The 24,927-nt window shown below is 66.2% G+C and carries 26 protein-coding genes; 15 read left to right on the top strand and 11 right to left on the bottom strand.

Features of this window, described 5'->3' with window-relative positions:
• Positions 1–219 precede the first annotated feature (219 nt).
• Positions 220–492, bottom strand: a complete 273-nt coding sequence (locus tag WOC76_RS08085; protein WP_341107731.1) for a hypothetical protein — start codon at positions 490–492, stop codon at positions 220–222.
• A gap of 189 nt (positions 493–681) precedes the next feature.
• Between WOC76_RS08085 and WOC76_RS08090 the strand changes: the two genes are divergently transcribed.
• From WOC76_RS08090 to WOC76_RS08105, 4 genes are all read left to right on the top strand, one after another.
• Entirely contained in the window at positions 682–834 is a 153-nt protein-coding gene (locus tag WOC76_RS08090) for a hypothetical protein (protein ID WP_341107729.1), read from the top strand.
• Between the two features lie 353 nt (positions 835–1,187).
• Positions 1,188–1,409, top strand: a complete 222-nt coding sequence (locus WOC76_RS08095) for a hypothetical protein (RefSeq protein ID WP_341107728.1) — start codon at positions 1,188–1,190, stop codon at positions 1,407–1,409.
• Positions 1,410–1,531: 122 nt separating this feature from the next.
• Positions 1,532–1,888: a copper resistance CopC family protein gene (locus tag WOC76_RS08100; RefSeq protein ID WP_341107726.1), complete on the top strand. Its 357-nt coding sequence runs from the start codon at positions 1,532–1,534 to the stop codon at positions 1,886–1,888.
• A gap of 2 nt (positions 1,889–1,890) precedes the next feature.
• Entirely contained in the window at positions 1,891–3,516 is a 1,626-nt protein-coding gene (locus tag WOC76_RS08105) for a copper resistance D family protein (protein ID WP_341107725.1), read from the top strand.
• Here the strand turns inward: WOC76_RS08105 and WOC76_RS08110 are convergent.
• Both WOC76_RS08110 and carA read right to left on the bottom strand, forming a co-directional pair.
• Positions 3,501–4,370 (bottom strand): hypothetical protein, encoded by an 870-nt coding sequence (locus WOC76_RS08110; RefSeq protein WP_341107724.1) that lies wholly within the window; start codon positions 4,368–4,370, stop codon positions 3,501–3,503. The genes WOC76_RS08105 and WOC76_RS08110 overlap by 16 nt on opposite strands.
• Before the next feature lie 272 nt (positions 4,371–4,642).
• Entirely contained in the window at positions 4,643–5,833 is a 1,191-nt protein-coding gene (gene carA, locus WOC76_RS08115) for a glutamine-hydrolyzing carbamoyl-phosphate synthase small subunit (RefSeq protein WP_341107722.1), read from the bottom strand.
• Positions 5,834–6,062: 229 nt separating this feature from the next.
• Between carA and WOC76_RS08120 the strand changes: the two genes are divergently transcribed.
• Positions 6,063–6,512 carry a GatB/YqeY domain-containing protein gene (locus WOC76_RS08120; protein WP_341107720.1) on the top strand — a complete coding sequence of 150 codons (450 nt, stop codon included), beginning with the start codon at positions 6,063–6,065 and terminating at the stop codon, positions 6,510–6,512.
• A 4-nt stretch (positions 6,513–6,516) separates the two neighbouring features.
• Here the strand turns inward: WOC76_RS08120 and WOC76_RS08125 are convergent, their stop codons facing one another.
• The 3 genes from WOC76_RS08125 to WOC76_RS08135 all read right to left on the bottom strand — a co-directional run bounded on the left by WOC76_RS08125 (position 6,517) and on the right by WOC76_RS08135 (position 8,385).
• The gene (locus WOC76_RS08125) at positions 6,517–7,239 is read right to left on the bottom strand and encodes a hypothetical protein (protein ID WP_341107718.1); all 723 of its coding nucleotides are present in this window, start codon (positions 7,237–7,239) and stop codon (positions 6,517–6,519) included.
• Positions 7,240–7,323: 84 nt separating this feature from the next.
• On the bottom strand, positions 7,324–8,127 hold the full coding sequence (thiD, locus tag WOC76_RS08130) for a bifunctional hydroxymethylpyrimidine kinase/phosphomethylpyrimidine kinase (protein WP_341107716.1): 804 nt from the start codon (positions 8,125–8,127) through the stop codon (positions 7,324–7,326).
• A 27-nt stretch (positions 8,128–8,154) separates the two neighbouring features.
• Complete coding sequence (locus tag WOC76_RS08135) at positions 8,155–8,385, bottom strand: hypothetical protein (RefSeq protein ID WP_341107714.1); 231 nt, start codon at positions 8,383–8,385, stop codon at positions 8,155–8,157.
• A 99-nt stretch (positions 8,386–8,484) separates the two neighbouring features.
• Here WOC76_RS08135 and WOC76_RS08140 point away from each other — a divergent pair, with 99 nt between their 5' ends.
• On the top strand, positions 8,485–9,003 hold the full coding sequence (locus WOC76_RS08140; RefSeq protein ID WP_341107712.1) for a hypothetical protein: 519 nt from the start codon (positions 8,485–8,487) through the stop codon (positions 9,001–9,003).
• 2 nt (positions 9,004–9,005) lie between these two features.
• Here the strand turns inward: WOC76_RS08140 and WOC76_RS08145 are convergent, their stop codons facing one another.
• The 4 genes from WOC76_RS08145 to WOC76_RS08160 all read right to left on the bottom strand — a co-directional run bounded on the left by WOC76_RS08145 (position 9,006) and on the right by WOC76_RS08160 (position 13,220).
• Positions 9,006–10,013: a WD40 repeat domain-containing protein gene (locus WOC76_RS08145; protein WP_341107710.1), complete on the bottom strand. Its 1,008-nt coding sequence runs from the start codon at positions 10,011–10,013 to the stop codon at positions 9,006–9,008.
• A gap of 12 nt (positions 10,014–10,025) precedes the next feature.
• Positions 10,026–11,258 (bottom strand): hypothetical protein, encoded by a 1,233-nt coding sequence (locus WOC76_RS08150; RefSeq protein ID WP_341387931.1) that lies wholly within the window; start codon positions 11,256–11,258, stop codon positions 10,026–10,028.
• 81 nt (positions 11,259–11,339) lie between these two features.
• Positions 11,340–12,476 (bottom strand): tRNA epoxyqueuosine(34) reductase QueG, encoded by a 1,137-nt coding sequence (gene queG / locus WOC76_RS08155; protein ID WP_341107707.1) that lies wholly within the window; start codon positions 12,474–12,476, stop codon positions 11,340–11,342.
• 63 nt (positions 12,477–12,539) lie between these two features.
• Entirely contained in the window at positions 12,540–13,220 is a 681-nt protein-coding gene (locus tag WOC76_RS08160) for a glutathione S-transferase family protein (RefSeq protein WP_341108817.1), read from the bottom strand.
• A 222-nt stretch (positions 13,221–13,442) separates the two neighbouring features.
• On the opposite strand from WOC76_RS08160, the gene WOC76_RS08165 reads away from it, so the two are divergent.
• From WOC76_RS08165 to WOC76_RS08205, 9 genes are all read left to right on the top strand, one after another.
• Positions 13,443–14,147, top strand: a complete 705-nt coding sequence (locus WOC76_RS08165) for an SIMPL domain-containing protein (RefSeq protein ID WP_341107706.1) — start codon at positions 13,443–13,445, stop codon at positions 14,145–14,147.
• A 155-nt stretch (positions 14,148–14,302) separates the two neighbouring features.
• Positions 14,303–14,698, top strand: coding sequence for a hypothetical protein (locus WOC76_RS08170; RefSeq protein WP_341107704.1), 396 nt, complete (start codon positions 14,303–14,305; stop codon positions 14,696–14,698).
• An 80-nt stretch (positions 14,699–14,778) separates the two neighbouring features.
• Positions 14,779–15,063: a DUF1488 family protein gene (locus WOC76_RS08175; RefSeq protein WP_341107702.1), complete on the top strand. Its 285-nt coding sequence runs from the start codon at positions 14,779–14,781 to the stop codon at positions 15,061–15,063.
• A gap of 101 nt (positions 15,064–15,164) precedes the next feature.
• On the top strand, positions 15,165–16,208 hold the full coding sequence (locus tag WOC76_RS08180) for a sulfate ABC transporter substrate-binding protein (RefSeq protein WP_445730677.1): 1,044 nt from the start codon (positions 15,165–15,167) through the stop codon (positions 16,206–16,208).
• Complete coding sequence (gene cysT, locus WOC76_RS08185; protein WP_341107699.1) at positions 16,205–17,068, top strand: sulfate ABC transporter permease subunit CysT; 864 nt, start codon at positions 16,205–16,207, stop codon at positions 17,066–17,068. Before WOC76_RS08180 ends, cysT begins: the two co-directional genes overlap by 4 nt.
• Entirely contained in the window at positions 17,061–17,951 is an 891-nt protein-coding gene (gene cysW / locus WOC76_RS08190; protein ID WP_341107698.1) for a sulfate ABC transporter permease subunit CysW, read from the top strand. Before cysT ends, cysW begins: the two co-directional genes overlap by 8 nt.
• Positions 17,869–19,044, top strand: coding sequence for a sulfate/molybdate ABC transporter ATP-binding protein (locus tag WOC76_RS08195; RefSeq protein ID WP_341107696.1), 1,176 nt, complete (start codon positions 17,869–17,871; stop codon positions 19,042–19,044). The genes cysW and WOC76_RS08195 overlap by 83 nt, the downstream gene beginning before the upstream one ends.
• The gene (gene tam / locus WOC76_RS08200; protein WP_341107694.1) at positions 19,041–19,853 is read left to right on the top strand and encodes a trans-aconitate 2-methyltransferase; all 813 of its coding nucleotides are present in this window, start codon (positions 19,041–19,043) and stop codon (positions 19,851–19,853) included. Before WOC76_RS08195 ends, tam begins: the two co-directional genes overlap by 4 nt.
• A gap of 192 nt (positions 19,854–20,045) precedes the next feature.
• On the top strand, positions 20,046–22,667 hold the full coding sequence (locus WOC76_RS08205) for an alginate export family protein (RefSeq protein WP_341431366.1): 2,622 nt from the start codon (positions 20,046–20,048) through the stop codon (positions 22,665–22,667).
• Positions 22,668–22,712: 45 nt separating this feature from the next.
• Here the strand turns inward: WOC76_RS08205 and WOC76_RS08210 are convergent, their stop codons facing one another.
• Positions 22,713–24,740 carry a M3 family metallopeptidase gene (locus WOC76_RS08210; protein ID WP_341387940.1) on the bottom strand — a complete coding sequence of 676 codons (2,028 nt, stop codon included), beginning with the start codon at positions 24,738–24,740 and terminating at the stop codon, positions 22,713–22,715.
• Positions 24,741–24,927: the final 187 nt, after the last annotated feature.

The following is a 24,927-nucleotide window of genomic DNA, read 5'->3' on the forward strand; positions in this document are numbered from 1 at the left end:
GGATGCGGGCAGGGCAAGAAGAGATGCGCAAACTGCAAGACCACAGAGGTTTGCGGCGCGCAAATAACCGGCGGCGGATGCTGCTGTGCTCGACATCGGCATGACTGGGGAAAGGCGTCAACGTTGCGATGACTTAAGGCAATATTTCTTTACGCTGACGCGAGCCTTGTGCCGGTCCGAGCCGGATAACCGATTTTTAATCGAGCCGAAAAGAGGACCTCAGGGGCTGAGAACGTAGATCGGAACGAGGATCATGGAGAGCGCGAGCGTCCTGATCGCGAGACCGAGGGGGAAGCCGACGCAGATCCAGTAGACGAGGTTATTCGGAAGGTGCGCCATGTACAGCATGATTTCGGGCCGCAGGCGCGACATCCAGAGCATGTAGACGGAAATGGCGGCGCTGAGGGCAATGACGAACTCGACGCCATAGCCATGGATCCCCGCGACGATGACGACTGCGACGGTCATGCCGAATTTGAGCAGCGTGGCCATGGCGCGCGACCCTCTCCGAGAACGCTTCACCTGAGAGAGATGGGGCAGGGCGGCGCGCAGGCAATTGGACGCACGAGCCGCTGGCTGCCGCCCTCGCCGCCACAACCGTGACGTAAGGGGGTCAAGTGAACGCCCAATTGAGGCGCTAGGAGCGAGCATCGGCGCAATGGATGCGCAGGAGGGTTGCGCATGATCGGCAAATTATTGGGCTCGGCGCTGATGCTGCATGGTCTGGAGGCGAATGTCAGCGATTTGCAGGCGCAAGCCTTATTGCTCGCCGGCGCCTTCTTGATCATTCGCGGCATAAGGCGAAAGGAAGTCAGTCTCGGCCAAAGCGGCTGATGGAGTCGCCGCCGCCCGACCGCCAAGGACAGGCTTTCCAATCGGCTCGCTGTGGAAAAAACAGCGTCCTTTCGGCGCGGGCGGGCGTTGGATATTCAGCCGGGGGCTCTATCTGCCTTCGTTGCGGGAGATTTGCATGCAGCCTGGCAGGCGCATGCGCCCGCGACAGGCGCAGCCGCGGCTGTCCCAAGCGGAGGGAAACGGGCATGGCCTTCTCTCACTTGACGCGCCCGCCGGCCCTTTTTTTAGGGATCGTTTTCGCACTTGCGTCGGCTGACGCCACGCTTGCCCAAAGGCGGATAAATCCGGTTGTTCTCGCGCCGGTTTCGACCCAGGCGCTGCCCAGGCAGTTCATGCAGGTCGACGGGGCGTTGGCTGCGCCCCTGGACCAATTTTTCGATATGGAGGATTGGCTGCCGCTGCTGGGAATGCTCGGATTGCTGCCAATCGAAAAGCAGATGGCGCAGCAGAGAGTCGCGCAGGCGTTTCCGGTCGCGTGGCAGGCCTTGTATGAGCGCCGTCTTTCAAGGGAGCCCCATATGCGCGCGTCGGCCCCGACCGCGGCGCGCCGTTAGGCGGGCCGCTCGAACGGCGCGGGTTCTGGCGGGCGCGCGACCCCGCGAGGCATTGCTCCCCTCTCTCGGAATCGGCTAAGCAGCTACGGCTCGGCTCAACCGGGCGGCCGCGGGTCGAAATCATGGGACTGTTCCGACTTGTTAGCCTCGTCGCGTGCCTCGCCCTCACGGGTGGCGGCGCAGAGGCGCACGCCATCGTGCTGAACTCCACGCCGCGCCCCGACGCGATCGTGTCGGGGCGCGAGCTCGCCATCGAAATCCGCTTCAACAGCCGGATCGACGCCGGGCGGTCGCATATCAAGCTTTTCGGCCGCGAGGGCGCGGCCGTTTCCCTGCCGCTAGACGAGTCTGCCTCTGAAGATATGCTGAAGGCGCGGGCCACGGGTCTCGCGCCGGGGAGCTATCGCCTGCATTGGCAGACGCTGAGCCCCGACGGGCATATTTCGCAAGGCGATATTCCTTTCCGGGTCGACCGCTGACGATGCAGCTTTTCATCGAGATCTACGGCTTTCTCAGTGTGGTGCTGCGCGGGTTCATCCTCGCCGCGCAGTCCGTTTCGGTCGGCGGGCTCGCCTTTCTGCTGCTGCTAGTCTGGCCGCTCGCCGATGCGCTCGGCCCCTCGGGCGCTGTGCTGGAGCGCCGCGCTTTGCGGCTCGTCTTTCTGTCGGCCTGCGGTCTCGTCGCCGCGGAGGCGCTGGCGGCGGCCTCGCTCACGCTGATGCTCGCCGGCACGCTCGATATTCCCGTCCGCGAGGCGGCTGAGGCGCGCGCCGTCGCGGTCGATCTCATGGCGGCGCTTCTCGGCGCCGTCGTCGCCCTCTCGGCCTGGCGCGGCCGGCGCGGGGGCGTGGCGATCCGCTCGGCGGCGCCGGTGCTGGCGGCGCTGCTCATTGGCGTGCAGGCGGGCGCGACCCATGCCGTCAGCCAGTTCGAAGGCGCCCTCGCGCTCGCTGGCGCGGAACTGCTCCACATGGGCGGCGCGGCGGTCTGGATCGGCGGCATTCCTTATTTTCTCATGGCGCTGACCGACGTGGCCGATCCCCGCGCCCGCGCCGAGATTGCAAGCCGCTTCTCGGTGATGGCCGCGGGCGCCGTCGCCGCGCTGCTCGCCGGCGGACTTCTGATGGCGGCCTATTACGTCGGCGCGCCGGAGGCCCTGTATGGCGCCTCTTATGGCGTCATGCTCAGCGCCAAGATCGTCCTGTTCCTGGGGCTGCTGTTTCTCGGCGGGCTCAATTTCCTCGCCGTGCGCAAGCTCAGGAACGAGCCGGCCGGACCGCTGCTGCGCACGCGGCGCTTCGCCGAGACGGAGATCGGGGTCGGCCTGACGGTGATCTTCTGCGCCGCCTCGCTCGCTTCGCTGCCGCCGGCGCGCGACCTCCCCAACGATCGGGCGAGCTTCGCCGAAATCGTCGACCGGCTGGAGCCGCGCCTGCCGGTGCGGCTGGACAGTCCCGATTTCGAGGCGCTCTCGGCGGCGCTCCCGGCCGAGGCGACGAAGGACCTGCCGCCGGGAACACAGCCGCGCCGGGCCGCCGACATCGCCTGGTCGGAATATAATCATCACTGGGCCGGGCTTTTCGTCGTCGCCATGGGCGTCATGGCGCTTCTGGAGCGCATGAGCCGACGCCTCGCCCCCATCATGCGCCATTGGCCGCTGGTCTTCATCGGGCTCGCCGGCTTTCTCTTCCTGCGCGCCGACGAATCCGTCTGGCCGTTGGGACGCCTGGGCCTGATCGAAAGCCTGCGCGATCCGGAGATCGCCCAGCACCGGCTGCTGACGCTGCTCATCGTCGCCTTCGGGCTCTTCGAGTGGCGGGTGAGGCTCGGGCGCGTGACAAAGTGGTGGGCTCCGTACGTCTTCCCGATCAGCACGGCGACGGCGGCGGCCTTTCTGCTGACCCATTCGCACGCCTTGACCAATCTCAAGGAAGAGACCCTGATCGAGATCACCCATACGCCGCTCGCGCTCGTCGGCGTCGCGGCCGGCTGGTCGCGCTGGCTGGAGCTGCGGCTCGACGGCGAGGCGAAGAAGATCGCCGGCTTCGTCTGGCCGGTCGCCTTCATCCTCGCCGGGCTGATGCTGGTCTTCTACCGGGAAGCCTGAAGGCTCGCCGCGAATGCGCGCCATCGCGCCGCGGGCGCGGCCCCGAAAGCGTCCTCGAAGGCCCAGCCGAAATCCTCTCCGCTTTCGAGCCGCCGCATCAGCCGCGAGAAGGCGTCTCTGTCGCTCTCGCGCAGCCAGCCGATGAAGAGCGCCGCCTGCCGATAGGCGAGCCGCTGGCGGAAGGCGCGCGGATCGCAGCCCGCGTCGCAGGGCGGTTCGGCCGCGAAGGGGATGGACGGGAAATTCATCCAGGAGGAATTATCCAGAAGAACGCCGAAACCGCGCCGGATGGCCTCGCGCGCCTCGGCGTCGCTGACGCTCTCCGCCGCGCCGCCGTCCGAGGCCAGAACGGCGAGCCCCTCCGTGAACCATTGCGGCGGCCGCGGCGCGCGGCGCGGGCGCCAGCCGAAGAAATGCACATGCGAGAGTTCATGCGTCAGCACGCTGGCCAGCCGCGCGCGCTCGCTCCCGCACAGCGTCGGCGAGAGCACGGCCCGCCCCGCGCGCGAGACCGCGGCGACGAGGCTGTCGTTCAGCCCGTTGGCGCGGGCATAGGCGTCGAAATCCTCATAGACGCCGACGATCGGCGGCCGGGAGAAGGGGCGCCCGTGCTCGGCCTCGATCTTGGCGACCGCGCCGGCAAGGACGGCGGCGACCGTCTCCGCGCAGGCGCGCGCGCCGGGCTCGAAATGCACGCGTGAATCGGTGGGCAGGACGGGGAGATCGGCGGGGTCGTTGAGCGCCGCGAGAAGGGCCGCGCGCAGTTCCGGCTTCAGGGCGAGCGAGACGAGGGCCGCAAGCCCGAGGGCGAGGGCGAGAGAGGCAAGGAATTTGATGCCAAAACGGAGGTGCATCTTTAGCTTAGCCGACCGCGCGCCATAGCGAGGATGAAAGACCTATCGTAGCGTACGAGGCCGAGCATGCTGCGCAAAGTTGCGCGCCGGATCTTCGATGATGCAACTTCTCGGTTCTGGGCCGTGGGCGCTCTCGGCTTTTCCGGCCAACCACACGGTGGGGGGGGCATGGATCCCCGCGACAGGCGCGGGCCCGACGGCGGTGGGGTAGGGCTTACTCGGCCGTCATGGCCGGGCCTGCCCCGGCCATCCGCGCCAGAACGAGCGGGAGGCTACGCCGCCTTCGACTTCTCCATCATCTCGACGAAGCGGCGGAAGAGGTAGTGGCTGTCCTGCGGGCCGGGCGAGGATTCGGGGTGGTGCTGCACCGAGAAGGCCGGGCGGTCGGTCAGCGCAATGCCGCAGTTCGAGCCGTCGAAGAGCGAGCGGTGGGTTTCGACGGCGTTGGACGGCAGGCTGTCGCGGTCGACGGCGAAGCCGTGGTTCATGGAGACGATCTCGACCTTGCCGGTGGTGAAGTCCTTCACCGGATGATTCGCGCCGTGATGGCCCTGCGGCATTTTCTTGGTCTTCGCGCCGACCGCGAGCGCCATCATCTGATGGCCGAGGCAAATGCCGAAGGTCGGGACCTTCGCCGCCAGCAGCTCGCGGATCACGGGCGTCGCATATTTTCCGGTCTCGGCAGGATCGCCGGGGCCGTTGGAGAGAAAGACCCCATCAGGGTTCAGAGCCAGAATCTCCGAGGCTTTCGCCGTGGCGGGCGCGACGATGACTTCGCAGCCTTGATCCGCGAGCAGGCGCAGGATGTTGCGCTTCACGCCATAGTCGATGGCGACCACGCGGAAACGCGCCTGCCCCTCGCGGGCGCCATAGCCCGCGCCGAGGCGCCAGGGCGTCTCCTTCCAGTCGTAACGCTCCCGCGCGCCGACGGAGGGCACGAGGTCCATCCCGTCGATCCCCGGCCAGGCGGCGGCCTTGGCCCTGAGGGCGGCGAGGTCGAACTTGCCGTCGGGCGCATGGGCGATCACGGCGTTCTGCATGCCGCGCTCGCGAATGAGCGCGGTGAGCGCGCGCGTGTCGATCCCGTAGAGCGCGACGATCCCCCGCCGGGCGAGCCAGTCGGCGAGGGTCGACTCGGCGCGGAAATTGGAGGGCTCGGTCACCGGCTGGCCGAAGATCGCGCCGACGGCCCCGGCGCTTTTCGCCATGTCGACGGTCTCGACGTCCTCCTCATTGGCGCCCACATTGCCGATGTGCGGGAAAGTGAAGGTGACGATCTGCGCGGCGTAGGAGGGGTCGGTCAGGATTTCCTGATAGCCGGTCATCGCCGTATTGAAGCAGACTTCGCCCACGGCCTCGCCGACGGCGCCGAGGCCGAAACCCTCGATCACTTCGCCGCTCGCGAGCACCAGCACGCCGGTATGCACCGGCTTCGTCCAGCCATTGTCCTGATCGAGGGTCATCTTTCCGTCCGTCGCCTTTCGCCGGGGCGGCTATTGACAGCCGCCCGGCCGCGCGTCATGCCCGCGCTCGACGCGGGCATCCATCTCCGATGCTCGATTAATCCGCATCGCGTGAGCGCCGGGCGCGTCAACACCCGCCGGCGTGGATGGCCGGGACGAGCCCGACCATGACGCTTGAAGAATTTCAGCCAAGTGGATGTAATCCATCCGCTCCCCAAATGGAAACCCTATGCGCGAGAAGATCACACAGGACTTGAAGGACGCAATGAAGGCGGGCGACCGCGCCAAGGTCGACGCCTTGCGGCTCATCAACGCGGCCCTGAAGGACAAGGACATCGAGGCGCGCGGCGTCGGCAAGACCCTGACCGGGGACGACATTCTGGCGCTGCTCCAGAAGATGATCAAGAGCCGCCAGGAATCGCTCGACATTTACGAAAAGGCCGGGCGCGCCGATCTCGCCGACAAGGAGAAGAGCGAGATCGCCGTGATCTCCGCTTATCTCCCGCAGCAGCTTTCGGAAGCCGAGGCGGCGGAAGCGGTGACGGCGGCGATCGCCGAGACGGGCGCGGCCTCGATCAAGGACATGGGCAAGGTCGTCGCCGCGCTCAAGGCGAAATATACCGGCCGCATGGATTTCGCCAAGGCGAGCGCGGCGGTGAAGGCGGCGCTGAGCGGCTGATCGCTCAGCCCTTCAGCCAGTCTCCGAAGGCGAGCCACCAGGGCGTCGTCGAGACGACGATGCGCAGCGGCTGCATGGCCAGAATGAAGAGCCCGCCGACGAGATAGGCGGGATGGACGCGCCGCCGCGTCGCGACGTCGTAGCCGATGCAGGCGACGACGAAGAGGTCCTGAAGGCCGAAGGAGGCGAGCGGCCCGCCAAAGGCGAAGACGCCCGGAATGCGGGCGATCGCCGCGTCGAGCATGGCGATGCTCGCGAGCATCATCAGCCGCTTGTGCGTTTCTCGACGCTTGCGCAGGAGAAATCCGGCGCCGGCGAGGATCGCGAAAACGGTGACGCCAAAGAAAGGCAGCACGAGAAAAGAGCGCGGATCGAGGCCGGGCGGCGTGTGGTTCGTTCTGATGGCGTGGACCGCCGCCATCACGCCGAGGACAACCATGACGGCCGCGAGCCCAAAGCCGGCGAGGCCAAGCTTTTTGTGCAGATCGGGCCTATCCCTGGTGATGAGGGTCGCCTGGAGAATCAAAATCACATACCAGGCCGCGAAGGCTGCCCCGTGCAAATGCAGGAGCGGCGGCAGCGGCGGCGAATCGGAGAGCGTCCTGAGAAAGAAGGTTGGCGCGAAGCCGACGAAAACGGTGGCGGCCATCGCCACGGCCATGGCGGGATAGAAAAACTTGTCCCTGTTCGCGGTCGAAAGCGCGGAGGAGAAAGTCGTCGCCGTCATGGCGGAGCCTCCCTGTTGAAAAACGTCTTCACCTTAACTTGCTGTCCCTTGGGGCTGAATACGTAGTCTCCCCAATGGAGCCTCTTAGCGGCCCCACATCGCATGGAAATGATGCGGCGGCCCGCGCCCCTCGCCGAGGTCGAGCGCCTCGGCCGCCGCCAGCGCGCCCTCGAGCCAGACTTTGGCGGCGGCGATGGCGTCGATGAGCGCGTCGCCCTTTGCGAGGCCGGCCGCGATGGACGAGGACAGGGCGCAGCCGGTGCCATGGGTGTGCCGGGTCTCGACGCGCCGGCCGTGGAAAAGCCTCGTCTCGCCGTCTGTCGCCAGCACGTCGACCGGCGCGCCGGCGAGATCGCCGCCCTTGACCAGAACGGCCCGCGCGCCCGCCTCGATCAGCAGACGCCCCTGCGCGGCCATGTCGTCGACGCCGCGCGCCAAAGGGGTGTCGGTGAGCGCCGCCGCCTCGAAGACATTGGGCGTCACGAGCCGGGCGAGGGGGAGCAGCGTCACGATCAGGGCGCGCTCCAGCCCCGGCGCGGCGAGGCTTGCGCCCTGGGTCGGAACCAGCACGGGGTCCAGCACCACATTGCGCGGCCCCTCGCCCAGCGCCGTGGCGACGGCGGCGGCGATCTCCGGGGTCGCGACCATGCCGATCTTGATTGCGTCGGGCGGAATGTCGGACATGACGGCGGAAATCTGGGCGGCCACGATGTCAGGGGCCAAGGGCCAGGCCGCCGTCACCCCCCGCGTGTTCTGCGCGGTCAGGGCGGTGATCGCCGCCATGCCGTAGCAGCCAAAAGCGGAAAAGGTTTTCAGATCCGCCTGCGCGCCGGCCCCGCCGGAAGGGTCGGAGCCCGCGATCGACAGGAGCTTGGGGATTTTCGTCAAACCGCCTCCGCCCTTGCTGTCGCGGCCTCAGCTGTGCAGCTCTTTCCCGCCCGGCCAGGCGCTTTCCTTCTTCTGTTCGTAGTCGCTATAGGCCTTTTTGAGGCCGCACAACACCTCCGCCGAGGTCTCGAACATCGCCTTGAGCTGCGGCTCGTCGACCCTGTCTATGTCCTCCCGCAGGCGGTCGATCGTCTCCTGAAGATGCATGGACATGTCGCGGACGTGGCGATGCGGATCGCTTTCAGCTTTATTGGTCATGGCTCGGGCCCGATGTGTCGCCGGTTGAAGACTGACTTCCAACCCCGCGAGGGCGGCGGGCGTTCCAGGGGAGGCGGCCGGAGTGGACGCCACAACGACATGAGCAGGGCGCCTCTCGGCGCGCGCAGTTTCGAGACGATCGAGATCGTCGACCTGCGCCGGCTCGCGGCCATCGCGCGCGCCCGCATCGACGCCGCCTTCCTGCGACATCCCGCGAAGCGCGCGCTTTACGAGGGGCGGCTTCTCGGCCTCTGCCTGTGCCAGGGCGCCGCCGATCACTTTCTCCGCCCGGATGAAAGCGCGGGCGTCCACGATTTCGACCTCTGGGCCTTTTTCGCGCGCCCGGCGGGCGCGTCCCTGTGGAACCGCAAGCCTTTCACGGCGGATTTCGGGCCTTCAAAATTCGGGCGCAGCCCGCTCGATCCGGCGAAATATTCGGGGCGGCGCGTGGATGTGCTGTGGCGCGACATCGCCGCCTGGACGGACGAGACGCCGACGGCCGCCATGCGCCGCTATTTCGAGGAGCCCCATACGGCGAGCGCCAAGGCGTTGCGGTCGAAGGCGGCCGTTCTGGTCTGGCCTGATGAGCGAATCGGCGAAATTCTCTGGCGGCCCTGACGTTACCCTTTGGGCAGGGTGAGCAGGCCGGCCTCGCCATTTTCCGCCCCAAAGAGCAGCCGCGCGCCCTTGGCGTCCCAGGCGAGGGCGCTGATGCGGGCGTTTTTCGACTCCTCCGCAGGTTTGCGGATGAGAATTTCCGACCCGTCGGTGATTCGGGCAAGCATCACGAGCCCGTCGTCGAAGCCGATGGCGACGACCAGCGCGCCGGGGTGGAAGGCGACGCGCGTGACCGGCACATTGGCGCGCACCCCGCACTCGCGCGGGGCCTGTCCCATCGGCCCGTCCTTGCCCGTGAAGGGCCAGATGATGCAGGCGTCGGCCCCCGAGGTCGCGAGCCATTTGCCGTCGAAGGACCAGGACAGGCTGCGCGTCTTGCCCGGATAGCCGGCCATGCGCATGTGCTTGGCGTCGGCGAGGCGCCAGCCGTGCAGCGTGTTCTCCTGCATGGAGGTGATGAGGAAGCGGCCGTCCGGCGAGATCGTCGCGTCGAGATGCGAGCCGCTCCAGGTCAGGAGCTCGGGCTTGCCGGCGTTGGGGAACCACAGCGTCGCGCCATTGTAATGGGCGGCGGCGAGGCGGTAGCCCTTGGGAAGGAAGGCGAGGCCCCGGCAGGTCGAGGGCAGGTCGAGCGACTTGACCTCGCCCTTGGCCGAGCGGGCGCGGACGTTGCGCCCCGCCGACCAGGCCACGGCGCCCTCATGGGTCGCGACCGCGTCGATCCATTTGCCCTTTTCGTCGGCGAGCGTCTCACTCTCCCCCGCCGCAGTGGTGGCGACGACGCGCCCGTCGTCGCCGCCGGTGATCAGGCGGCGCCCGTCGCTCGTCGCGACCAGGATCGCGGCGTCCGGGTGCGCCGTCGCGAGGCGGTTCTCCTCGGCCTCGCCGAGACGAATGGCGCCGTCGGCGAGCGCGAAGGCGGGCGTGTCGCCGAGCCAGGCGCCGGCGACGACCGGCTGGCCGAGCGAAAGCGGCTCGACCGCGGAAGTCAGCGAAGGATATTCGGCCAATGTCTTCTCTCGTCAGGCGGCGTCGTCCGCCGGGGCGGCTCCGAGGCCGATCGGCAGAACCGGCCGGCGCTTGCGGAACTGGCCGCGCATTACCAGAGCGAAGGCGATGGCGTCGAGCCCCGCGAGGGTCAGCCACCAGAGCTGCTCGGCGGCGGGGCCGAGGAGGCAGATGACGAAGCCGGCGCCCAGCCCCCCGAGCAGGAAAGGCGCGAGGGCGGGCCGCGCCTCGCCCACCACCAGACTGGCGCGCGCGAGCACCAGCGCCAGCGCCGCCGCGCCGACCGCGCCGAGGTCGAACCAGATCTGGAAGACGAGGCTGCGCGGCGTCATCGGCGGCAGATAGCCCCCCAGCATCCCCCAGGTCGCCGCGCCAAAGCCGTGGCCGAGCAGCGTGCGCCACCCATCGCTGGCGATCATATGGCCCCAGAAGGCGAGATGGCGGAAGAAGCCCTGCGCCTGGTCGGGCCAGAGGACATGAGCGGCGAGCGCCGCGAGCGGCGCAAGCAGCACGATCCCCGCCATCAGCGCCGCCAGCAGAGCGGACATGCTGCGGGCGCGGCCGAAGGCGGCGGCGAAGGCGAAGGCGCCGCCCATGAGCGCGGGCAAGGCGTTGGGAGCGCCAGCGAGGACGCAGGCCGTGACGGTCGCGGCGCCGAGGGCCCCGGCCCAGACCCAGTGGCCGCGCACGGCGAGCGCCCCCATCCCCGGCCACACGAGCAGCGCGAGGCCCAGACCGGCGCGCCCGAGCGGGCCGACGTCGAGAATGTCCTCGACCGTATATTTCGGCGCGAGCGCCAGCGTCACCCAGACGAGCGCCACCGCCGCCGCGCCGACGCCGATCGGCAGGAGATTGAGGTTGGAGGTCTTTGTGCGCAGCGGCATGAGCCCTGCCGCCGCCGCCACCAGAGCCATGGTCGCCGCCGCCTTGGCGAAACGCTCGGCGGGCCCCTCGAAGGGCGTCCAGATGAGCGAGACGCCCGCCCAGAGCCCGAGCAGCAGCGCGGCCCAGACCGGGGGCGAGCGGAGCAGGGCGCGCAACGATCCGCCAGAGTCGCCATTATTCGACAAGACCGCGGAGGCGAGCAGCAGCGCCGCGCCCACCGGCAGGAGGATATAGACCGTCTGGCGGGCCAAAATCGGGGCCGGCAGGGCGATCACGAACAGCATGAAGACGCCGAGCCGGAGCAAAAGGCGCGCGGCTTCCTGGGCAGGGTCTTCGGCGGGGCGTCTCGAAAAGGTGATCATGCCAATCGCGGCTCGGAAACTGTCTACTTTTCAGATTAGCCCGATTCCCCCGGAGACAAGTGTGCTGCAACGCAAATATTCTCACGCCCGCGCTGTTTTTTTAGGGAACTGTGTCTCTTCTGCCCATTCGTCGCGAACCGTTTGCGCCGTTTCCGCGACGCGTTGTCCTTGCAATGCAACGAGGCGCTGGGGCGCGAGCCGCGCCAGCGCCCAGACGGCGGCGCCGCGGATGAGCGGATCGGGGTCGCCGAGCAGCCGCTCCGCCTCTTCGGCGAGCGCCGGTTCGCCGCTGTTGCCGATCGCGATCAGCACATTGCGCAGGAAGCGCGCGCGGCCGATGCGCTTGATCGGCGAACCGGAGAAGAAGGCGCGAAAGCCCGCCTCGTCGAGGCGCGCGAGTTCGGCGAGCGGCGGGCGTTCGAGATCGCTCCGGGCCGTAAGCTTCGCTTCCCGCGTGACTTGCGCGAATTTGTTCCAGGGACAGACGGCGAGGCAATCGTCGCAGCCATAGATGCGATTGCCCATGGCCGCCCGGAATTCGCGGGGGATCGGCCCCTTGTGCTCGATGGTGAGATAAGAAATGCAGCGCCTCGCATCCAGCCGATAGGGTCCGGTGAAGGCCTGAGTGGGGCAGGCGTCGAGGCAGGCGCGGCAGGCGCCGCAATGGTCGCGCTCGGGCGCGTCCGGGGCGAGGTCGAGCGTGGTGAAGACGGCGCCAAGAAACAACCAGGAGCCGAACTCCCGCGAGACGAGGTTCGTGTGCTTCCCCTGCCAGCCGAGCCCCGCCCGCTGCGCGAGCGGCTTCTCCATCACGGGGGCCGTGTCCACGAAGACCTTCACGTCGCCGCCGCCCGCGCGCTTGAGCATGAAGGCGGCAAGCTGCTTCAGGCGGCCTTTGACGATGTCGTGGTAATCGCGGTGGCGCGCATAGACGGAGATGGCGCCGGCGGACCGCGCCGCGAGCGCCGCAAGGGGGTCGGATGCGGGGCCGTAATTTGCGCCAAGCATGACGACGCTTCTCGCCTCCGGCCACAGCGCCTTCGGGTCGGCGCGACGGTCGGCGGTTTCGGACATCCAGCCCATATCGCCATGGGCGCCCGTTGCGAGCCAGGCGCGCAGCCGCGCGCCGAGTTCGGGGGCCGCTTCGGCGGCCGTGATGCGGCAGGCGTCGAAGCCGAGGGAAAGGGCGTGGGCGCGGATCGCGCTCTCGAGTGTCATGTCGAGCGACTATAGCGCGCGCCGCTCTCGCGCTCACCTGGGGCCACCGCCCCTGGCGGGGCGCTAGAAATCCATCAGCGCGTAGAAGGGGCCGGGCGCCATGCCCGGCGCGCGGTCGGCGAGCAGCGGGCGGAAGGCCGGGCGCGACTTGATGCGCTGATACCAGTGCTTTGCGGCCTCGTCCTCCTCCCAGGGCGCGTCGCCGAGATAATCGGCGCAGGAAAGATGCGCGGCGGCGGCGAAATCGGCGTAGGAGAGGCGGTCCCCCGCTAGCCAGTTCCGATGGCTCGTGAGATAGCCGATGTAGCGCATGTGGTGGCGGATGTTGGCGCGCGCCACGCGCACCAGGTCCATGTCGGGCGCGCCGCCCTGCGGCGAGAACCGCTTGTAGACCTTCTCCGTGACGAGCCAGCCCGTCACTTCCTCGAAAAATTTGACGTTGAACCAGTCGACGAGGCGCCTCGTCTCGATGCGGGCGAGCTTCTCGGTCGGCAGCAGCCGATGCGGGCCGCGCGCCTCCCCATAGGTCTCGTCGAGATATTCGGCGATCACGCCGCCGGGGACGATCGTGCCGTCGTCGTCCACAAGGACGGGCGTGCGGCCGGCCGGATCGAGGGCGAGGAATTCCGGCCGCCGATCGAAAGCGCGTTCCTCGATCAGTTCAGCGGCGAGGCCGTACTCGCCGAGGATCAGCCGGACGAAGCGGGAATGCGGGCAGAGCGGGTAGTGATAAAGAAGGGGCATGAGGCCTGTTCGCGGCGCGGGACGGCCGCGCTTGGTTCCTGTAAGGTTGAACTGGACTACCGTGCTTTTCAGCCACATGGAACCATGCGCCGGCGGAAAACGCGCGGCCATGCGGACGGGACGGCGGCAATCGAAGAACTTTGCCAAGTTTTTCTTAAGGACTGACTCTAAAATCGCAAGCCGGCTCTTTTGGGGCCGCGGCGGCGCAGCTCAGGGTGAACCATGATTCGCATCATTCTCGCAATTTCGCTGCTCCTTGTCGGACAGGCTCACGCTGACTCCCTTAAGGATTCGGTCCCCAATGTGGCGGTCGTCGGCGAGGCGTCGGAGGATGTCGCGCCCGATCGGGCGATCCTTCGCTTCGGCGTCGTGACCGACCGGCCGACCGCCGCCGCCGCGGCCGCCGACAACGCCGCCACAATGACCGCCATTCTTTCCGACCTCAGGACCATGGGCGTCGCCGACGCGGATATTCAGACGCAGGGCGTCTCCCTCGCGCCGGTTTACACGGACGAGCGCGACGCCAAGGGCAAGCCGCGGCCGGGGCCCACCTACCGCGCGAGCAATATGCTCACGGTCTTCGTCAAGCCGGCGGAAAAGGCGAGCGACATCGTCGGCCGCGTGATCGACAAGGGGGCCAACAGTCTCGAGGGCGTGGATTACGACCATTCCAACCTCGACGAGAAGCGCGACGAGCTGCGCGCGAAGGCCGTGAAGGACGCCGAGCGGCGGGCCCGCATTTACACCGAGGCCGCGGGCTTGCGCCTCGGCCGCGTCATCGAGATCCGTCCCCTCCCAGACGAGCCGATGGGGCGGCCCTATGAAGCGCGGGTCGCCGCCGCGCCCGCCGCGTCTTCCGTTCCCCTCCGGCCCGGCATGCAGCAGGTGCGCGAGCGGGTCTCGATCATCTGGGGGCTCGGACGCTGAACCGGACGGGCGGCGCTTTCCCGAGCAGGATGCGAGAAATAAATGCGAGGCGCCTCGTGGCTTGCACGCCATTCGGGCGCCACGCGGCGCGCCTTGCGCGGTAAAATCCGTCGGTCGATAGGCTGGGGCCATATCGCCACGGAGAGGAGGCCGCTATGGCCAACGTGATCTTCTACGAAAAGCCCGGCTGCGCCAGTAACGCCAGACAGAAAGCCTTGCTGCTCGCGTCCGGCCATCAGGTCGACGCCCGTGATCTCTTGCGCGAACCTTGGAGCGCGCCGAGCCTTCGCCCTTTCTTCGGCGCGAAGCCGGTGCCGGAATGGTTCAACGCGGCCTCCCCACGCGTGACGTCGGGCGAGGTCAACCCAGACGCCGTCACGCCGCAGGCGGCGCTCGTGATGATGATTCTCGATCCCGGCCTGATCCGCCGCCCGCTCATGCGTGTCGGCGATCACTGCGAGTCCGGCTTCGATCCCGCTGCCGTGCGCCGCTGGATCGGGCTCGCCGGGGCCGAGGCCATCTCCGATTGCTGCGCCATGGACGCGGCCTGACCGTCTTGAAATGTCCTAGAACGGAACAAAAAGGGCGGGCGCGGATTTCTTTTGCGATTGAAAGCAGGAGGCGCGCGCCGATGCCGCTTGAGCACATCGAGTCAGAAGTGATCCGTGACGACAGCGGCTTCTCGTTTTCCATGCGGGTTGCGGGAACGCAGCAGACCGTGCGCGTCTTTGTCGCTGACGAAGCGCTCGAAGGAGATTTCGGCGTTCCCGAGGAGGAGGATGAGCTGCGCGCGCAGTTCGATGCGGATCGTCCTGAGCTCGAATCCGTCGCGAGCGAGAAATACAGCCTTGGACGCGTGGCCGCGGACGGCGTCATCGCCATCACCCTCGCAGACGTCATGAAATTCATCGAATAGTAGGCGCAGCCAGCCGGCTGTTAGGGGCCAGCCGAAAAACCGCTTGCCTGCTAGTCTATTCCAGCTATAGACTATGTAAGTCTTATAGATGGAGTCAGATGATGATAGAGCCTAGGGGGAAGCTCGGTTCGCTTCTTCGAGTCGTGGCCGTCGCCGGCGTCGGCGTCGGCCTCCTCGGGGCGCCGTCGGCGTCGGTCGGGCAGACGCTTCTCAATGTGTCCTATGATCCGACGCGCGAACTCTACAAACAGATCAATCCGGCCTTCGCCGCCGACTGGAAGGCCAAGACTGGCGAGGCCGCCGAAATCCAGGTCTCGCACGGCGGCTCGGGCGCGCAGGCGCGCGCTGTGATCGACGGCCTCGCCGCCGACGTCGTCACGCTGGCGCTCGCCGCCGACATCGACGCCATCGCAGGAAAGACCGGAAAGATCCCCGCCGACTGGCAGAAGCGCCTTCCAAATAATTCGGCGCCCTACGCGTCGACGATCGTCTTCCTGGTGCGCAAGGGCAATCCGAAAGGGATCAAGGACTGGGACGATCTCGCCAAGCCGGGCGTCGCGGTGGTGACGCCCAATCCGAAAACGTCGGGCGGGGCGCGCTGGAATTTCCTCGCCGCCTACGGCCATGCGCTTAAGAAATTCAATGGCGACGAGGCGAAGGCCCGTGAGTTCGTCAAGGCGATTTACAAAAATGCGCCGGTTCTCGACACGGGCGCGCGCGGCTCGACCATCACCTTCGCGCAGCGCGGCATCGGCGACGTGCTCGTTTCCTGGGAAAACGAGGCGTTTCTCGCCTTGAAGGAATTCGGAGCTGACAAATTCGAGATCGTCGCCCCGAAGCTCTCGATCCTCGCCGAGCCGCCGGTCGCCATCGTCGACGCGAATGCGGAGGCCAAGGGGAGCAGGAAGCTCGCGGCGGCCTATCTCGATTTCCTCTACGCGCCGGAAGCCCAGGCGATCATCGCGAAAAACTTCTATCGCCCGGCGCATCCCGAATTTGCCGCCAAGGAAGATCTCAAGAAGCTTCCGAAGATCGAGTTCATCACTGTCGACAAGAGCTTCGGCGGTTGGGCGTCGGCTCAAAAGAAGTTCTTCGCCGACGGCGGCGTCTTCGACGATATTCAGAAACAAGAGCCCGCGAAGTGACCTCCCCGACCTTCGCAGGCCGTTACGCTCGGCGCTTCACGGCGCCGAGCGTTATCCCCGGTTTCAGCCTCACCTTCGGCTATACGCTCCTTTATCTGGGGCTCGTCGTGCTGTTTCCGCTGGCGACGCTCGTGTGGCGGTCCTCGGGGCTCGGTCTGTCCGGCCTCTATCAGATCGCCGCGGAGCCGCGCGTCGCCGCCGCGTTGCGCGTCACTTTCCTGATGTCTTTCCTGGCGGCGGCCGTCGATCTCGTCTTCGGCCTGATCGTCGCCTGGGCGCTCACCCGATACAGCTTTCCGGGCCGGCGCCTGCTCGACGCCTTCGTCGATCTTCCCTTCGCCCTGCCGACGGCCGTCGCGGGCATTTCGCTCGCCGCGCTCTATGCGCCAAATGGCTGGTTCGGCGCGCCGCTTGCGGCGCTCGGCGTGAAGATCGCTTTCACGCGCTGGGGCATTCTCGTCGCGCTGATTTTCATCGGCCTGCCTTTCGTCGTGCGCACCGTGCAGCCGGTTCTGGGCGAGCTCGAAACAGAGCTCGAGGAAGCCTCCGCAACTTTGGGCGCGCCCCGGCTTCAGACGGTCGCGCGCGTTCTGCTGCCGCCGCTCGCGCCGGCGCTCCTGACCGGCTTCGCGCTCGCCTTCGCGCGCGGCGTCGGCGAATATGGCTCGGTGATCTTCATCTCCGGCAACATCGCTTATGTCTCGGAGATTGCGCCGCTGCTCATCATCGTGAAGCTCGAACAATATGACTATGCCGGCGCGACCGGCATTGCGACCATCATGCTGGCCATTTCCTTCGTCGCGCTCCTCCTCATCAATCTCGTTCAGGCCTGGAGCCGGAGGAGGTTCGGTCATGTCTGAGCTGGCTGTTGTCCCTCCTCACGCGCGCGCCAGGGCGAAGGCGCGGTCCGTGGCGCAGGACGCGCCCGTCGCGCGTCTCGCCGTCATTGCGATTTCCGTGATTTTCCTGCTCCTCTTCCTCTTCGCGCCCCTCGCGGTGGTTTTCACCGAGGCGCTGAGCAAGGGCTATGGCGCCTTTCTCGACACGTTCAGCGAACCCGACGCCGTCGCCGCCGTGAAGCTCACCCTCTTCGTCGCCGCCCTCGTCGTGCCAGCTAATCTGCTTTTCGGCCTCGCGGCGGCCTGGTCGATCTCCAAGTTCGCGTTCCCCGGAAAGAGCCTTCTCATCACGCTCATCGATCTGCCCTTCTCGGTGTCGCCGGTGGTGTCGGGCCTGATCTATGTCCTCGTTTTCGGCGCGCAGGGCCTGTTCGGCAAATGGCTCGCGGCGCACGGCGTGCAGATCATCTTCGCGACGCCCGGCATCGTGCTCGTCACGATTTTCGTGACCTTCCCCTTCGTCGCGCGCGAGCTGATCCCTTTGATGCAGGAGCAGGGAACGGTCGAGGAGGAAGCGGCGCTGACGCTCGGCGCCTCCGGTCTGCGGACCTTTCTGACGGTGACGCTCTCCAACGTCAAATGGGGCCTGCTTTACGGCGTGCTTTTGTGCAACGCGCGCGCCATGGGCGAATTCGGCGCGGTCTCGGTCGTCTCCGGCCACATCCGCGGCCTCACCAATACGATCCCTCTGCAAGTCGAGATTTTTTACAATGAGTACAACAATGTCGCCGCTTTCGCTCTCTCGGTCCTTCTGGCGGGTCTTGCGCTGGTCACCCTCGGCCTCAAGACCTTCCTCGAATGGCGTCACGCTGACGCGCTCGCCGCACGCGGCAGGCGCCACTGACCCGGCGTCGCAGGGCGCCGCCATCCGCATCGAGGGCGTCGAGCAGGATTTCGGGGCGTTCCCTGCTCTGCGAAATGTCAGCCTCGACATTCGGCCCGGAGAGCTCGTGGCGCTTCTCGGCCCGTCGGGATCTGGCAAGACGACATTGCTGCGCGTGATCGCGGGGTTGAATACGCCCGACCGCGGGCAGGTCTATTTCGACGGCAGGGACGCGACGGCCCTTCCCGTTCAGGACCGCCGCGTCGGTTTCGTGTTCCAGAATTACGCGCTCTTCAAACATATGACGGTCGCAGACAATATCGCCTATGGCCTCAGGGTGCGGCCGCGCCGGCTGCGCCCGTCGCGCGAGGGCATTGCGGCGCGGGTCGGGGAGCTCTTGCGCTTCGTCCAGCTCGAGGGGCTCGGCGAACGGTTTCCGGCCCAGCTTTCCGGCGGCCAGCGTCAGCGTGTCGCTCTGGCGCGCGCGCTGGCGATCGAGCCGCGCGTCCTGCTGCTGGACGAGCCTTTCGGCGCTCTCGACACGCGCGTGCGCAAGGATCTGCGTCGCTGGCTGCGCGACGTGCACAAGGAGACCGGATTGACGACGGTTTTCGTCACACATGATCAGGACGAGGCCATGGAGCTCGCCGACCGCGTGGTCGTGCTCAACGAAGGAAGGATCGAGCAGATCGGCTCCCCGGCGGAGCTCTACGACAATCCGGCGTCGCCTTTCGTGATTTCCTTTGTGGGTGAGGCGGTGGCGCTTCCGGTCACGATCGCCGAGGGGCATGTGAAGTTTGGGAGTCGGGAGTTGCACATCGACACGCATGGGCTGCGCAGCGGCCCGGCGCGGGTGTTCTTCCGACCCGCCGACATTGCCGTCGCGAGCCAGGGCGAGGGCGAGCTCGAGGGGCGCGTCGAAAGCCTGCGCCGGACGCCGGCCGGAGTGCGCGCGAGAATCGCCATCGACGGCTACGATCAGACGCTCGAAATCGACTCGCCGCTCGAAAAAGCGGCCTCGCCCGGCGACCGCGTGCCGCTGACGCTCGCCAATGCGCGCATCTTTCCCGCGAGCGAAGAAGAAGATTTCATCGACGCGGGAGAAGGCATTTGACCGCCGCCGCAACGATACGCGGGGAAACCCGCCGCGCCGCGCAGGACTGGAACTCCGACCTCTATTTGAAATTCGAGGAAGAGCGCACGCGCGCCGCGCGCGATCTTCTCGCCCGCATTCCCTATTGTGAAACGCGACGCATTTTCGATCTCGGCTGCGGGCCCGGCAACAGCACGGAGCTTCTCGCCCGGAATTTTCCGGGGGCCGAAATCGTCGGCGTCGACAAGTCGGACAATATGCTCGCCGTCGCCCGCGCCCGCGTGCCGGCGGCGCGTTTCCTCAAGGAGGATATTGCGCTCTGGCGTCCGCCAGCATCGGCCGACGTCATTTTCGCAAACGCCACTCTGCATTTTCTGCCCGACCATCGCAGGCTGATCACGCGCCTCGTGGACTCGCTTGCGCCGGGCGGTCGCCTTGCGGTGCAGATGCCCGACAACACTTACGAACCATCCCATGCGGCGATGCGGATGGTTGCGGCGGATGGCCCCTGGGCCGATCGATTGGTGCCGGTCGCAAAATCGCTCACCGTGATCGGCCACGCCGAGGAATATTACGATCTCCTCGCGCCGCTCTGCCGCTTCATCGACATTTGGAAGACCGTTTATGTGCATCCGCTGGAGGGGCCGGACGATGTCGTTCAATGGTTCGAGGGGTCGGGCCTGCGTCCCTTTCTCGATTTGCTGAGCCCGCAGGAGAGCGCCGATTTTCTGGCGCAATACCGGGAACGATTGGCTCAGGCCTATCCGCGGCAGCCGAACGGCAAGGTGCTGCTGCGCTATCCCCGGCTCTTCTTCGTCTTGCAGAAATAAGCGTCTGGCGCCCATGCGCGTCTCGTCGCGCAGAGGCAAGTGTTGCTCTTTCGCAACGGCGTCGCAGTCAAGTTCATTTAGTCCATTAAATCGCTAGACAATAATCCGGGTGTAGAGTTGACTTGAACTCAGTCAGGCTGACGCCGCCGCGCAGCGCCGGCGAATAGGCTAAAAGAAGACGAAGAAGCGAGAATGCACCCAATGGCAAAGTTGCGACATTTGAAGCTCGGCGCGGCCGTCGCCGCTCTTGCGGTTTCAACCGGGGTTGTGCGCGCCGAAGAGGGGAAGGCGCCGGAGTCGGTGAAAGAGGCTGCATCTTCGCAGAAGGGCGGGCAGCAGGCGGGCGCGCAGAAGGGCGTCGACGCCAAGACTGCCGCGGCCAAGACCGGCGCGGCCAAGCCCGAAGAGAAGAAGCCGGAAGAAAAGAAAAGTTACTACGTGCCGACGCGCGGCTATCGTCTTGAGCCGCAGCCGGAGATTCCCCCCTATGTGCGCAATCTTGCCAGGACCTATCCGCAGTTCGAAGGAATCGATTGGCTCAATGTCGGCCTCGATTCACGCGTGCGCTTCGAATATCGCCAGAATGATTATCGGCCCTGGACCGACACGACGACCTCGCCGCCGACGTCGCAGCGGCGTTATTTCCCGAACTCGCTCTGGCTGTCGCGCACGAGGGTCTATCTCGGCATCCAGAACATCCTCGACCCGTTCCGGGCCGTGGTCGAGTTTCAGGATTCGCGCGCTTTCAACAGCATCTATCAATTGCAGGGACAGGAGATCAATCAGACCGATCTGATCTCGGCCTATGGCGAACTCTATTTCAAGGACGCCTTCGGCAAGGACCCGCGCGGCAACGACCGCCCGCTCACCGTGCGCGCCGGCCGCTTCCATTTCGAACTTTTGGATCGCCGCCTGATCGCGGAAAACGAGTTTCGCAACACGACGAATAATTTCGAGGGATTCCGCGTCAAGGTCGGCAAGAAGGACAACGACTGGGATCTCGACAGTTTCTTCATGCGGCCGGTCGTTCGGTTGCCCTATCAGTTCGACCGTCCCGACTGGCAGAACTGGGTTTACGGCAGCGTCTTCAGCTTCCGCCGCTTCTCCGAATATGTGACGGTCCAGCCCTATTACCTCGGTCGCATTCAATATGGCGATCCGTCCAATCCCTCGACGGCGCTAAAGACGCATCGCGAGACCTATGCGCCGGGCCTGCGCATGTATGGCGTGATCGGCAATTTCGACTACGACTTCGACATCAACAAGCAGTTCGGCGCCGTCGGGCGCCTGCAAACGGCGGCGCCTTATCTCGGCACGAACACAGCCATTCAATTCACTCCGACCTCCATCGCGCAGGTCACCGCGCAGAACAGCGCCGAAGTGACCGTGCCCTTCAACGCGCTCGCCTGGGGCCTGGAGCTCGGTTACACTTTCTCCGACCATCCGTGGAAACCGCGCATCAGCACGGTCTATGTCTATGGCTCGGGCAGCGGCAGCCCCTTCAACTATTCAAACAGCAACTTCGATATTTTCTACGGCTTCAACCAGCCGTTCTCGCGCAACGACTATTTCGCCTGGAACAACATCAAGGACCCGAAGATTCGCCTCGAATTCACGCCGGCGAAGAATCTGCAGATCGACACCGCCTTCAGCGCCTATTGGCTGGCGAGCCCCGCCAACGCCTGGGACCGGGCCAATCTTTTCGCGCCGCTCGGCAACAGGGGCAATTTCCTCGGCACGGAGTTCGACATTCGCGCCCGCTACAAGCTGTCGCAATTCGTCAACATCACGGCGAGCTATGCGCGCTTCTGGCCAGGTTCGTTCACGTCGAGCTTCGCGCCGCCGGTCGCCTTCCAGCAATGGCCGGCGCCTTATTCCAATGCGGCCTTTGGCGTCACGCAGACCGGCACGACCTGGGGCCTGACCTCGAAGCCGACCGACTTCTTCTATCTCGAAGCGACGGCCAATGCCTTCGGCGACGGCCAGCCGATCACCAAGGACCCGGTCACGCAGCTTTGGGGCGCGGTGGGGCCGGGCGGGAAGCCGCCGGCGCCGAGCTGGCGCGATATTTACGTGGGGCTGAACGGCGGCGGCGCCTGGTCGAACCCGACGACCCAGACAGTGACGGCGGCCGTCTCGCCAACTGTGGCCAGCGAGCCGATTGCTCAGGCGTCGCGGCTGCTTGACGGCGGCAACCGCCTCGCGGGCTTCGTCGGCGGCCTCCAGCTGGGAGCGAACTGGCGCTTCGATCCCGGCGTCGTCGCGGGCCTCGAAGCCGATCTGCGCGGCGTCTCGGGCAATACCGACACGACGATGCAGGGCTCGGTAATCGGCGTGGGCAAGACGCGCTATGTCAATTACGGACAGCGCACGACGACGCTGAATTATCTCGGCACGATACGCGGACGGCTCGGCTATCTGCCGACCGCGACGCTGCAGCTCTATGGCACGGGCGGTCTCGCCTATGGCGGGGTCATCTCCAACACCGCCTTGTTCACGGCGCCGAATGGCAATCCGACCGTGTCGAACTGGACGCTGTCGAGCGCGCAATTTGCGGATTCATTGATCGGCTGGACGGCGGGCGGCGGCGTCGAATGGATGTTCATGCCGAACTGGAGCGCCAAGGCGGAGTATCTCTACTACAATCTCGGCAATGCGACCGCGACCGGCTACAACGCCCTGCGGTTCAGCGGCGCCAATGTCGGACTGCCGAATGTGGCCTATAATTATGGCCTCGCGACGCGCACCAAATTCGACGGCAATCTCGTGCAGGCCGGGATCAACCGGCACTTCGATCTGTTCGCTGAGGACTGAGCGTAGCGAAAGCGGCCTGCGCGACATGCGCAGGCCTTTTTCGCATCAAGCGGAGAAACCGCGCTGGCGCAACAGCGGCTCTGCGGTCGGCATCCGGCCCCGGAAGGACATATAGGCCTCGGCCGCGTCCTGCCGGCCGCCGGCGGAATAGATGAAGCTCTTGAGCTTCTCCGCCACTTCCGGATGGAAAGGGTCGCCCGTCTCCTTGAAAGCCTCAAAAGCGTCGGCGTCTAGGGCCTCGGCCCAGAGATAGCTGTAATAGCCGGCCGAATAGCCGTCGCCCGAGAAGATATGGCTGAAATGCGGGAGCCGGTGCCGCATGGCGATTTCCTCCGGCATGGAAAGCCTGCCGAGACTCTCTCGCTCGAAGGCGCCGACATCCCCGCTAAAGCCCTGGTGAATGTCGAGATCGACATAAGCCGACGCGCAGAACTCGACGGTCGCGAAGCCCTGATTGAAATGGCGCGACGCGACGATGCGCTGGAGGAGATCGTCCGGCATGGGCGCGCCGGTCTCGGCGTGCAGCGCGAACTGCTTCAACACGGCAGGCTCGAGCAGCCAATGCTCGAAGAGCTGCGACGGCAATTCGACGAAATCGCGGGCGACATTCGTTCCAGACACCAGCGGGTAGGTCACGTCCGACAACATGCCGTGCAGGGCGTGGCCGAATTCGTGAAACAGCGTGCGGGCGTCGTCAAGGCTGAGAAGCGTGGCCTCGCCGTCTGCGCCCTTGGTGAAATTCATCACATTGACGATGATTGGCCGCACCTCGCCATCGAGCTTGTGCTGCGCGCGGAAGTCCGACATCCAGGCGCCGCTGCGCTTCGAGGGACGGGCGAAGTAATCAGCGAGAAAGAGCGCCACATGTCGGCCGTCGCGATCCTGAACCTCGAAGGCGCGCACGTCGGGGTGATAAAGATCGAGCCCCTCGTGCTCGATGAAACGCAGGCCGAAAAGCCGCTCGGCGACATGGAAGGCCGCCTCGATCATCCTGTCGAGCTGGAAGTAGGGGCGCAGCGTGGTCTGATCGAGGTCGTAAGACTGTTTGCGGACGCGCTCGGCGTAATAGCGCCAGTCATGGCCGGCGACATTGAAATTCGCTCCTTCCGCGTCGACGAGCGCCTGAATGGCCGCGCGTTCCTCTGCGGCCCGCGCGCGCGCGGGCGCCCATATGCGATCGAGAAGGTCGCGCACCGAGCGCGGCGTCTTCGCCATCGTGTCGTCGAGCTTGTAATCGGCGAAGCTCTCGAAGCCGAGAAGCTTGGCGCGCTCTTCGCGCAAGGCCAGGATTTCGCGGATGATCGCAGCGTTGTCGGTCTCGCCGCCATTCTCGCCGCGGCGCGTCCAGGCCTGATAGACGGTCTCGCGCAGATCGCGACGCGCGGCGCTTTGCAGGAAAGTCTCGGCGCTCGAGCGCGCGAGGCTTATCGCATATTTCCCCGGCGCGCCGCGCTCGGCCGCAAGCCGCGCCGCCGCCGCGCGAAAATCCGCCGAAAGCCCCTCGAGGTCGCCTTCTTCGGCGAGCAGCAGCCAGGAAGATTCATCGGCGAGCACATTTTGCGAAAAGTGCGTCGAGAGCGTCGCGAGGCGCTCCATGATCGCCTTGAGCCGCTCTTGCTGGCGCTCATCCAGCTTCGCGCCGGCGCGCACGAAATTCTTGTGCGTGAGCTCCAGAACGCGAATCTGCTCCGGCGTCAGGCCGAGCGCCGCGCGCTTCTCGTACAGCGCGTCGATGCGCTGGAAGAGATCCCGGTTCATGGAGATTTCGCTGGCGTGCCGCGACAGCGCCGCCGCCATGTCCCGCTCTATATCCTGAAGCTGCGCATTCGCGTCCGTCGCCGTGAGGTTCCAGAATACCGAACTCACGTCCGTCAGCGGCTTTCCTGCGCGCTCGAGAGCGGCAATTGTATTCGCGAAGGTCGGAGCCTCGCGGTTTTGCGCGATCGCCGCGATCTCGACCTTGTGAGAGGCGAGGGCCGCGTCGAAGGCGGGGCGGAAATGGTCGCTTTGAATTTCCTTGAAGGGCGGAAGGCCGAAAGGCGCGTTCCAGCTTTTGAGCAGCGGATTGGACATGGTTTTCCTCGGGAGCGGCGCGCAGGGAAGGCGCAGCCGTTTGATTGGGAATTTAAACCAAAGCGTCGAAAGAAAAAGGCTCGGCCGGAGGACGTCGGGGGCCTGCGCGCAAAGAAAAACGCCCCGCCGTTACATCCACGGTCGGGGCGCCTCTCGCGCCGGCATTGCTGCTGGCTTGAGGATGAGG

Origin of the sequence: Methylocystis sp. IM3 (assembly GCF_038070105.1) — a bacterium.
Taxonomy (GTDB): domain Bacteria; phylum Pseudomonadota; class Alphaproteobacteria; order Rhizobiales; family Beijerinckiaceae; genus Methylocystis.

Coding starts and splice junctions, on each gene's coding strand:
- cysW (WP_341107698.1), top strand. CDS start 17,061: ATGTCTGAGCTGGCTGTTGTCCCTCCTCACGCGCGCGCCAGGGCGAAG.
- WOC76_RS08085 (WP_341107731.1), bottom strand. CDS start 492: ATGGCCACGCTGCTCAAATTCGGCATGACCGTCGCAGTCGTCATCGTC.
- WOC76_RS08125 (WP_341107718.1), bottom strand. CDS start 7,239: ATGACGGCGACGACTTTCTCCTCCGCGCTTTCGACCGCGAACAGGGAC.
- queG (WP_341107707.1), bottom strand. CDS start 12,476: ATGACACTCGAGAGCGCGATCCGCGCCCACGCCCTTTCCCTCGGCTTC.
- WOC76_RS08180 (WP_445730677.1), top strand. CDS start 15,165: ATGATAGAGCCTAGGGGGAAGCTCGGTTCGCTTCTTCGAGTCGTGGCC.
- WOC76_RS08090 (WP_341107729.1), top strand. CDS start 682: ATGATCGGCAAATTATTGGGCTCGGCGCTGATGCTGCATGGTCTGGAG.
- WOC76_RS08170 (WP_341107704.1), top strand. CDS start 14,303: ATGGCCAACGTGATCTTCTACGAAAAGCCCGGCTGCGCCAGTAACGCC.
- carA (WP_341107722.1), bottom strand. CDS start 5,833: ATGACCCTCGATCAGGACAATGGCTGGACGAAGCCGGTGCATACCGGC.
- WOC76_RS08100 (WP_341107726.1), top strand. CDS start 1,532: ATGGGACTGTTCCGACTTGTTAGCCTCGTCGCGTGCCTCGCCCTCACG.
- WOC76_RS08205 (WP_341431366.1), top strand. CDS start 20,046: ATGCACCCAATGGCAAAGTTGCGACATTTGAAGCTCGGCGCGGCCGTC.
- WOC76_RS08120 (WP_341107720.1), top strand. CDS start 6,063: ATGCGCGAGAAGATCACACAGGACTTGAAGGACGCAATGAAGGCGGGC.
- WOC76_RS08135 (WP_341107714.1), bottom strand. CDS start 8,385: ATGACCAATAAAGCTGAAAGCGATCCGCATCGCCACGTCCGCGACATG.
- WOC76_RS08095 (WP_341107728.1), top strand. CDS start 1,188: ATGCAGGTCGACGGGGCGTTGGCTGCGCCCCTGGACCAATTTTTCGAT.
- WOC76_RS08175 (WP_341107702.1), top strand. CDS start 14,779: ATGCCGCTTGAGCACATCGAGTCAGAAGTGATCCGTGACGACAGCGGC.
- WOC76_RS08140 (WP_341107712.1), top strand. CDS start 8,485: ATGAGCAGGGCGCCTCTCGGCGCGCGCAGTTTCGAGACGATCGAGATC.
- WOC76_RS08110 (WP_341107724.1), bottom strand. CDS start 4,370: ATGCACCTCCGTTTTGGCATCAAATTCCTTGCCTCTCTCGCCCTCGCC.
- WOC76_RS08165 (WP_341107706.1), top strand. CDS start 13,443: ATGATTCGCATCATTCTCGCAATTTCGCTGCTCCTTGTCGGACAGGCT.
- WOC76_RS08160 (WP_341108817.1), bottom strand. CDS start 13,220: ATGCCCCTTCTTTATCACTACCCGCTCTGCCCGCATTCCCGCTTCGTC.
- WOC76_RS08105 (WP_341107725.1), top strand. CDS start 1,891: ATGCAGCTTTTCATCGAGATCTACGGCTTTCTCAGTGTGGTGCTGCGC.
- WOC76_RS08150 (WP_341387931.1), bottom strand. CDS start 11,258: ATGATCACCTTTTCGAGACGCCCCGCCGAAGACCCTGCCCAGGAAGCC.
- WOC76_RS08210 (WP_341387940.1), bottom strand. CDS start 24,740: ATGTCCAATCCGCTGCTCAAAAGCTGGAACGCGCCTTTCGGCCTTCCG.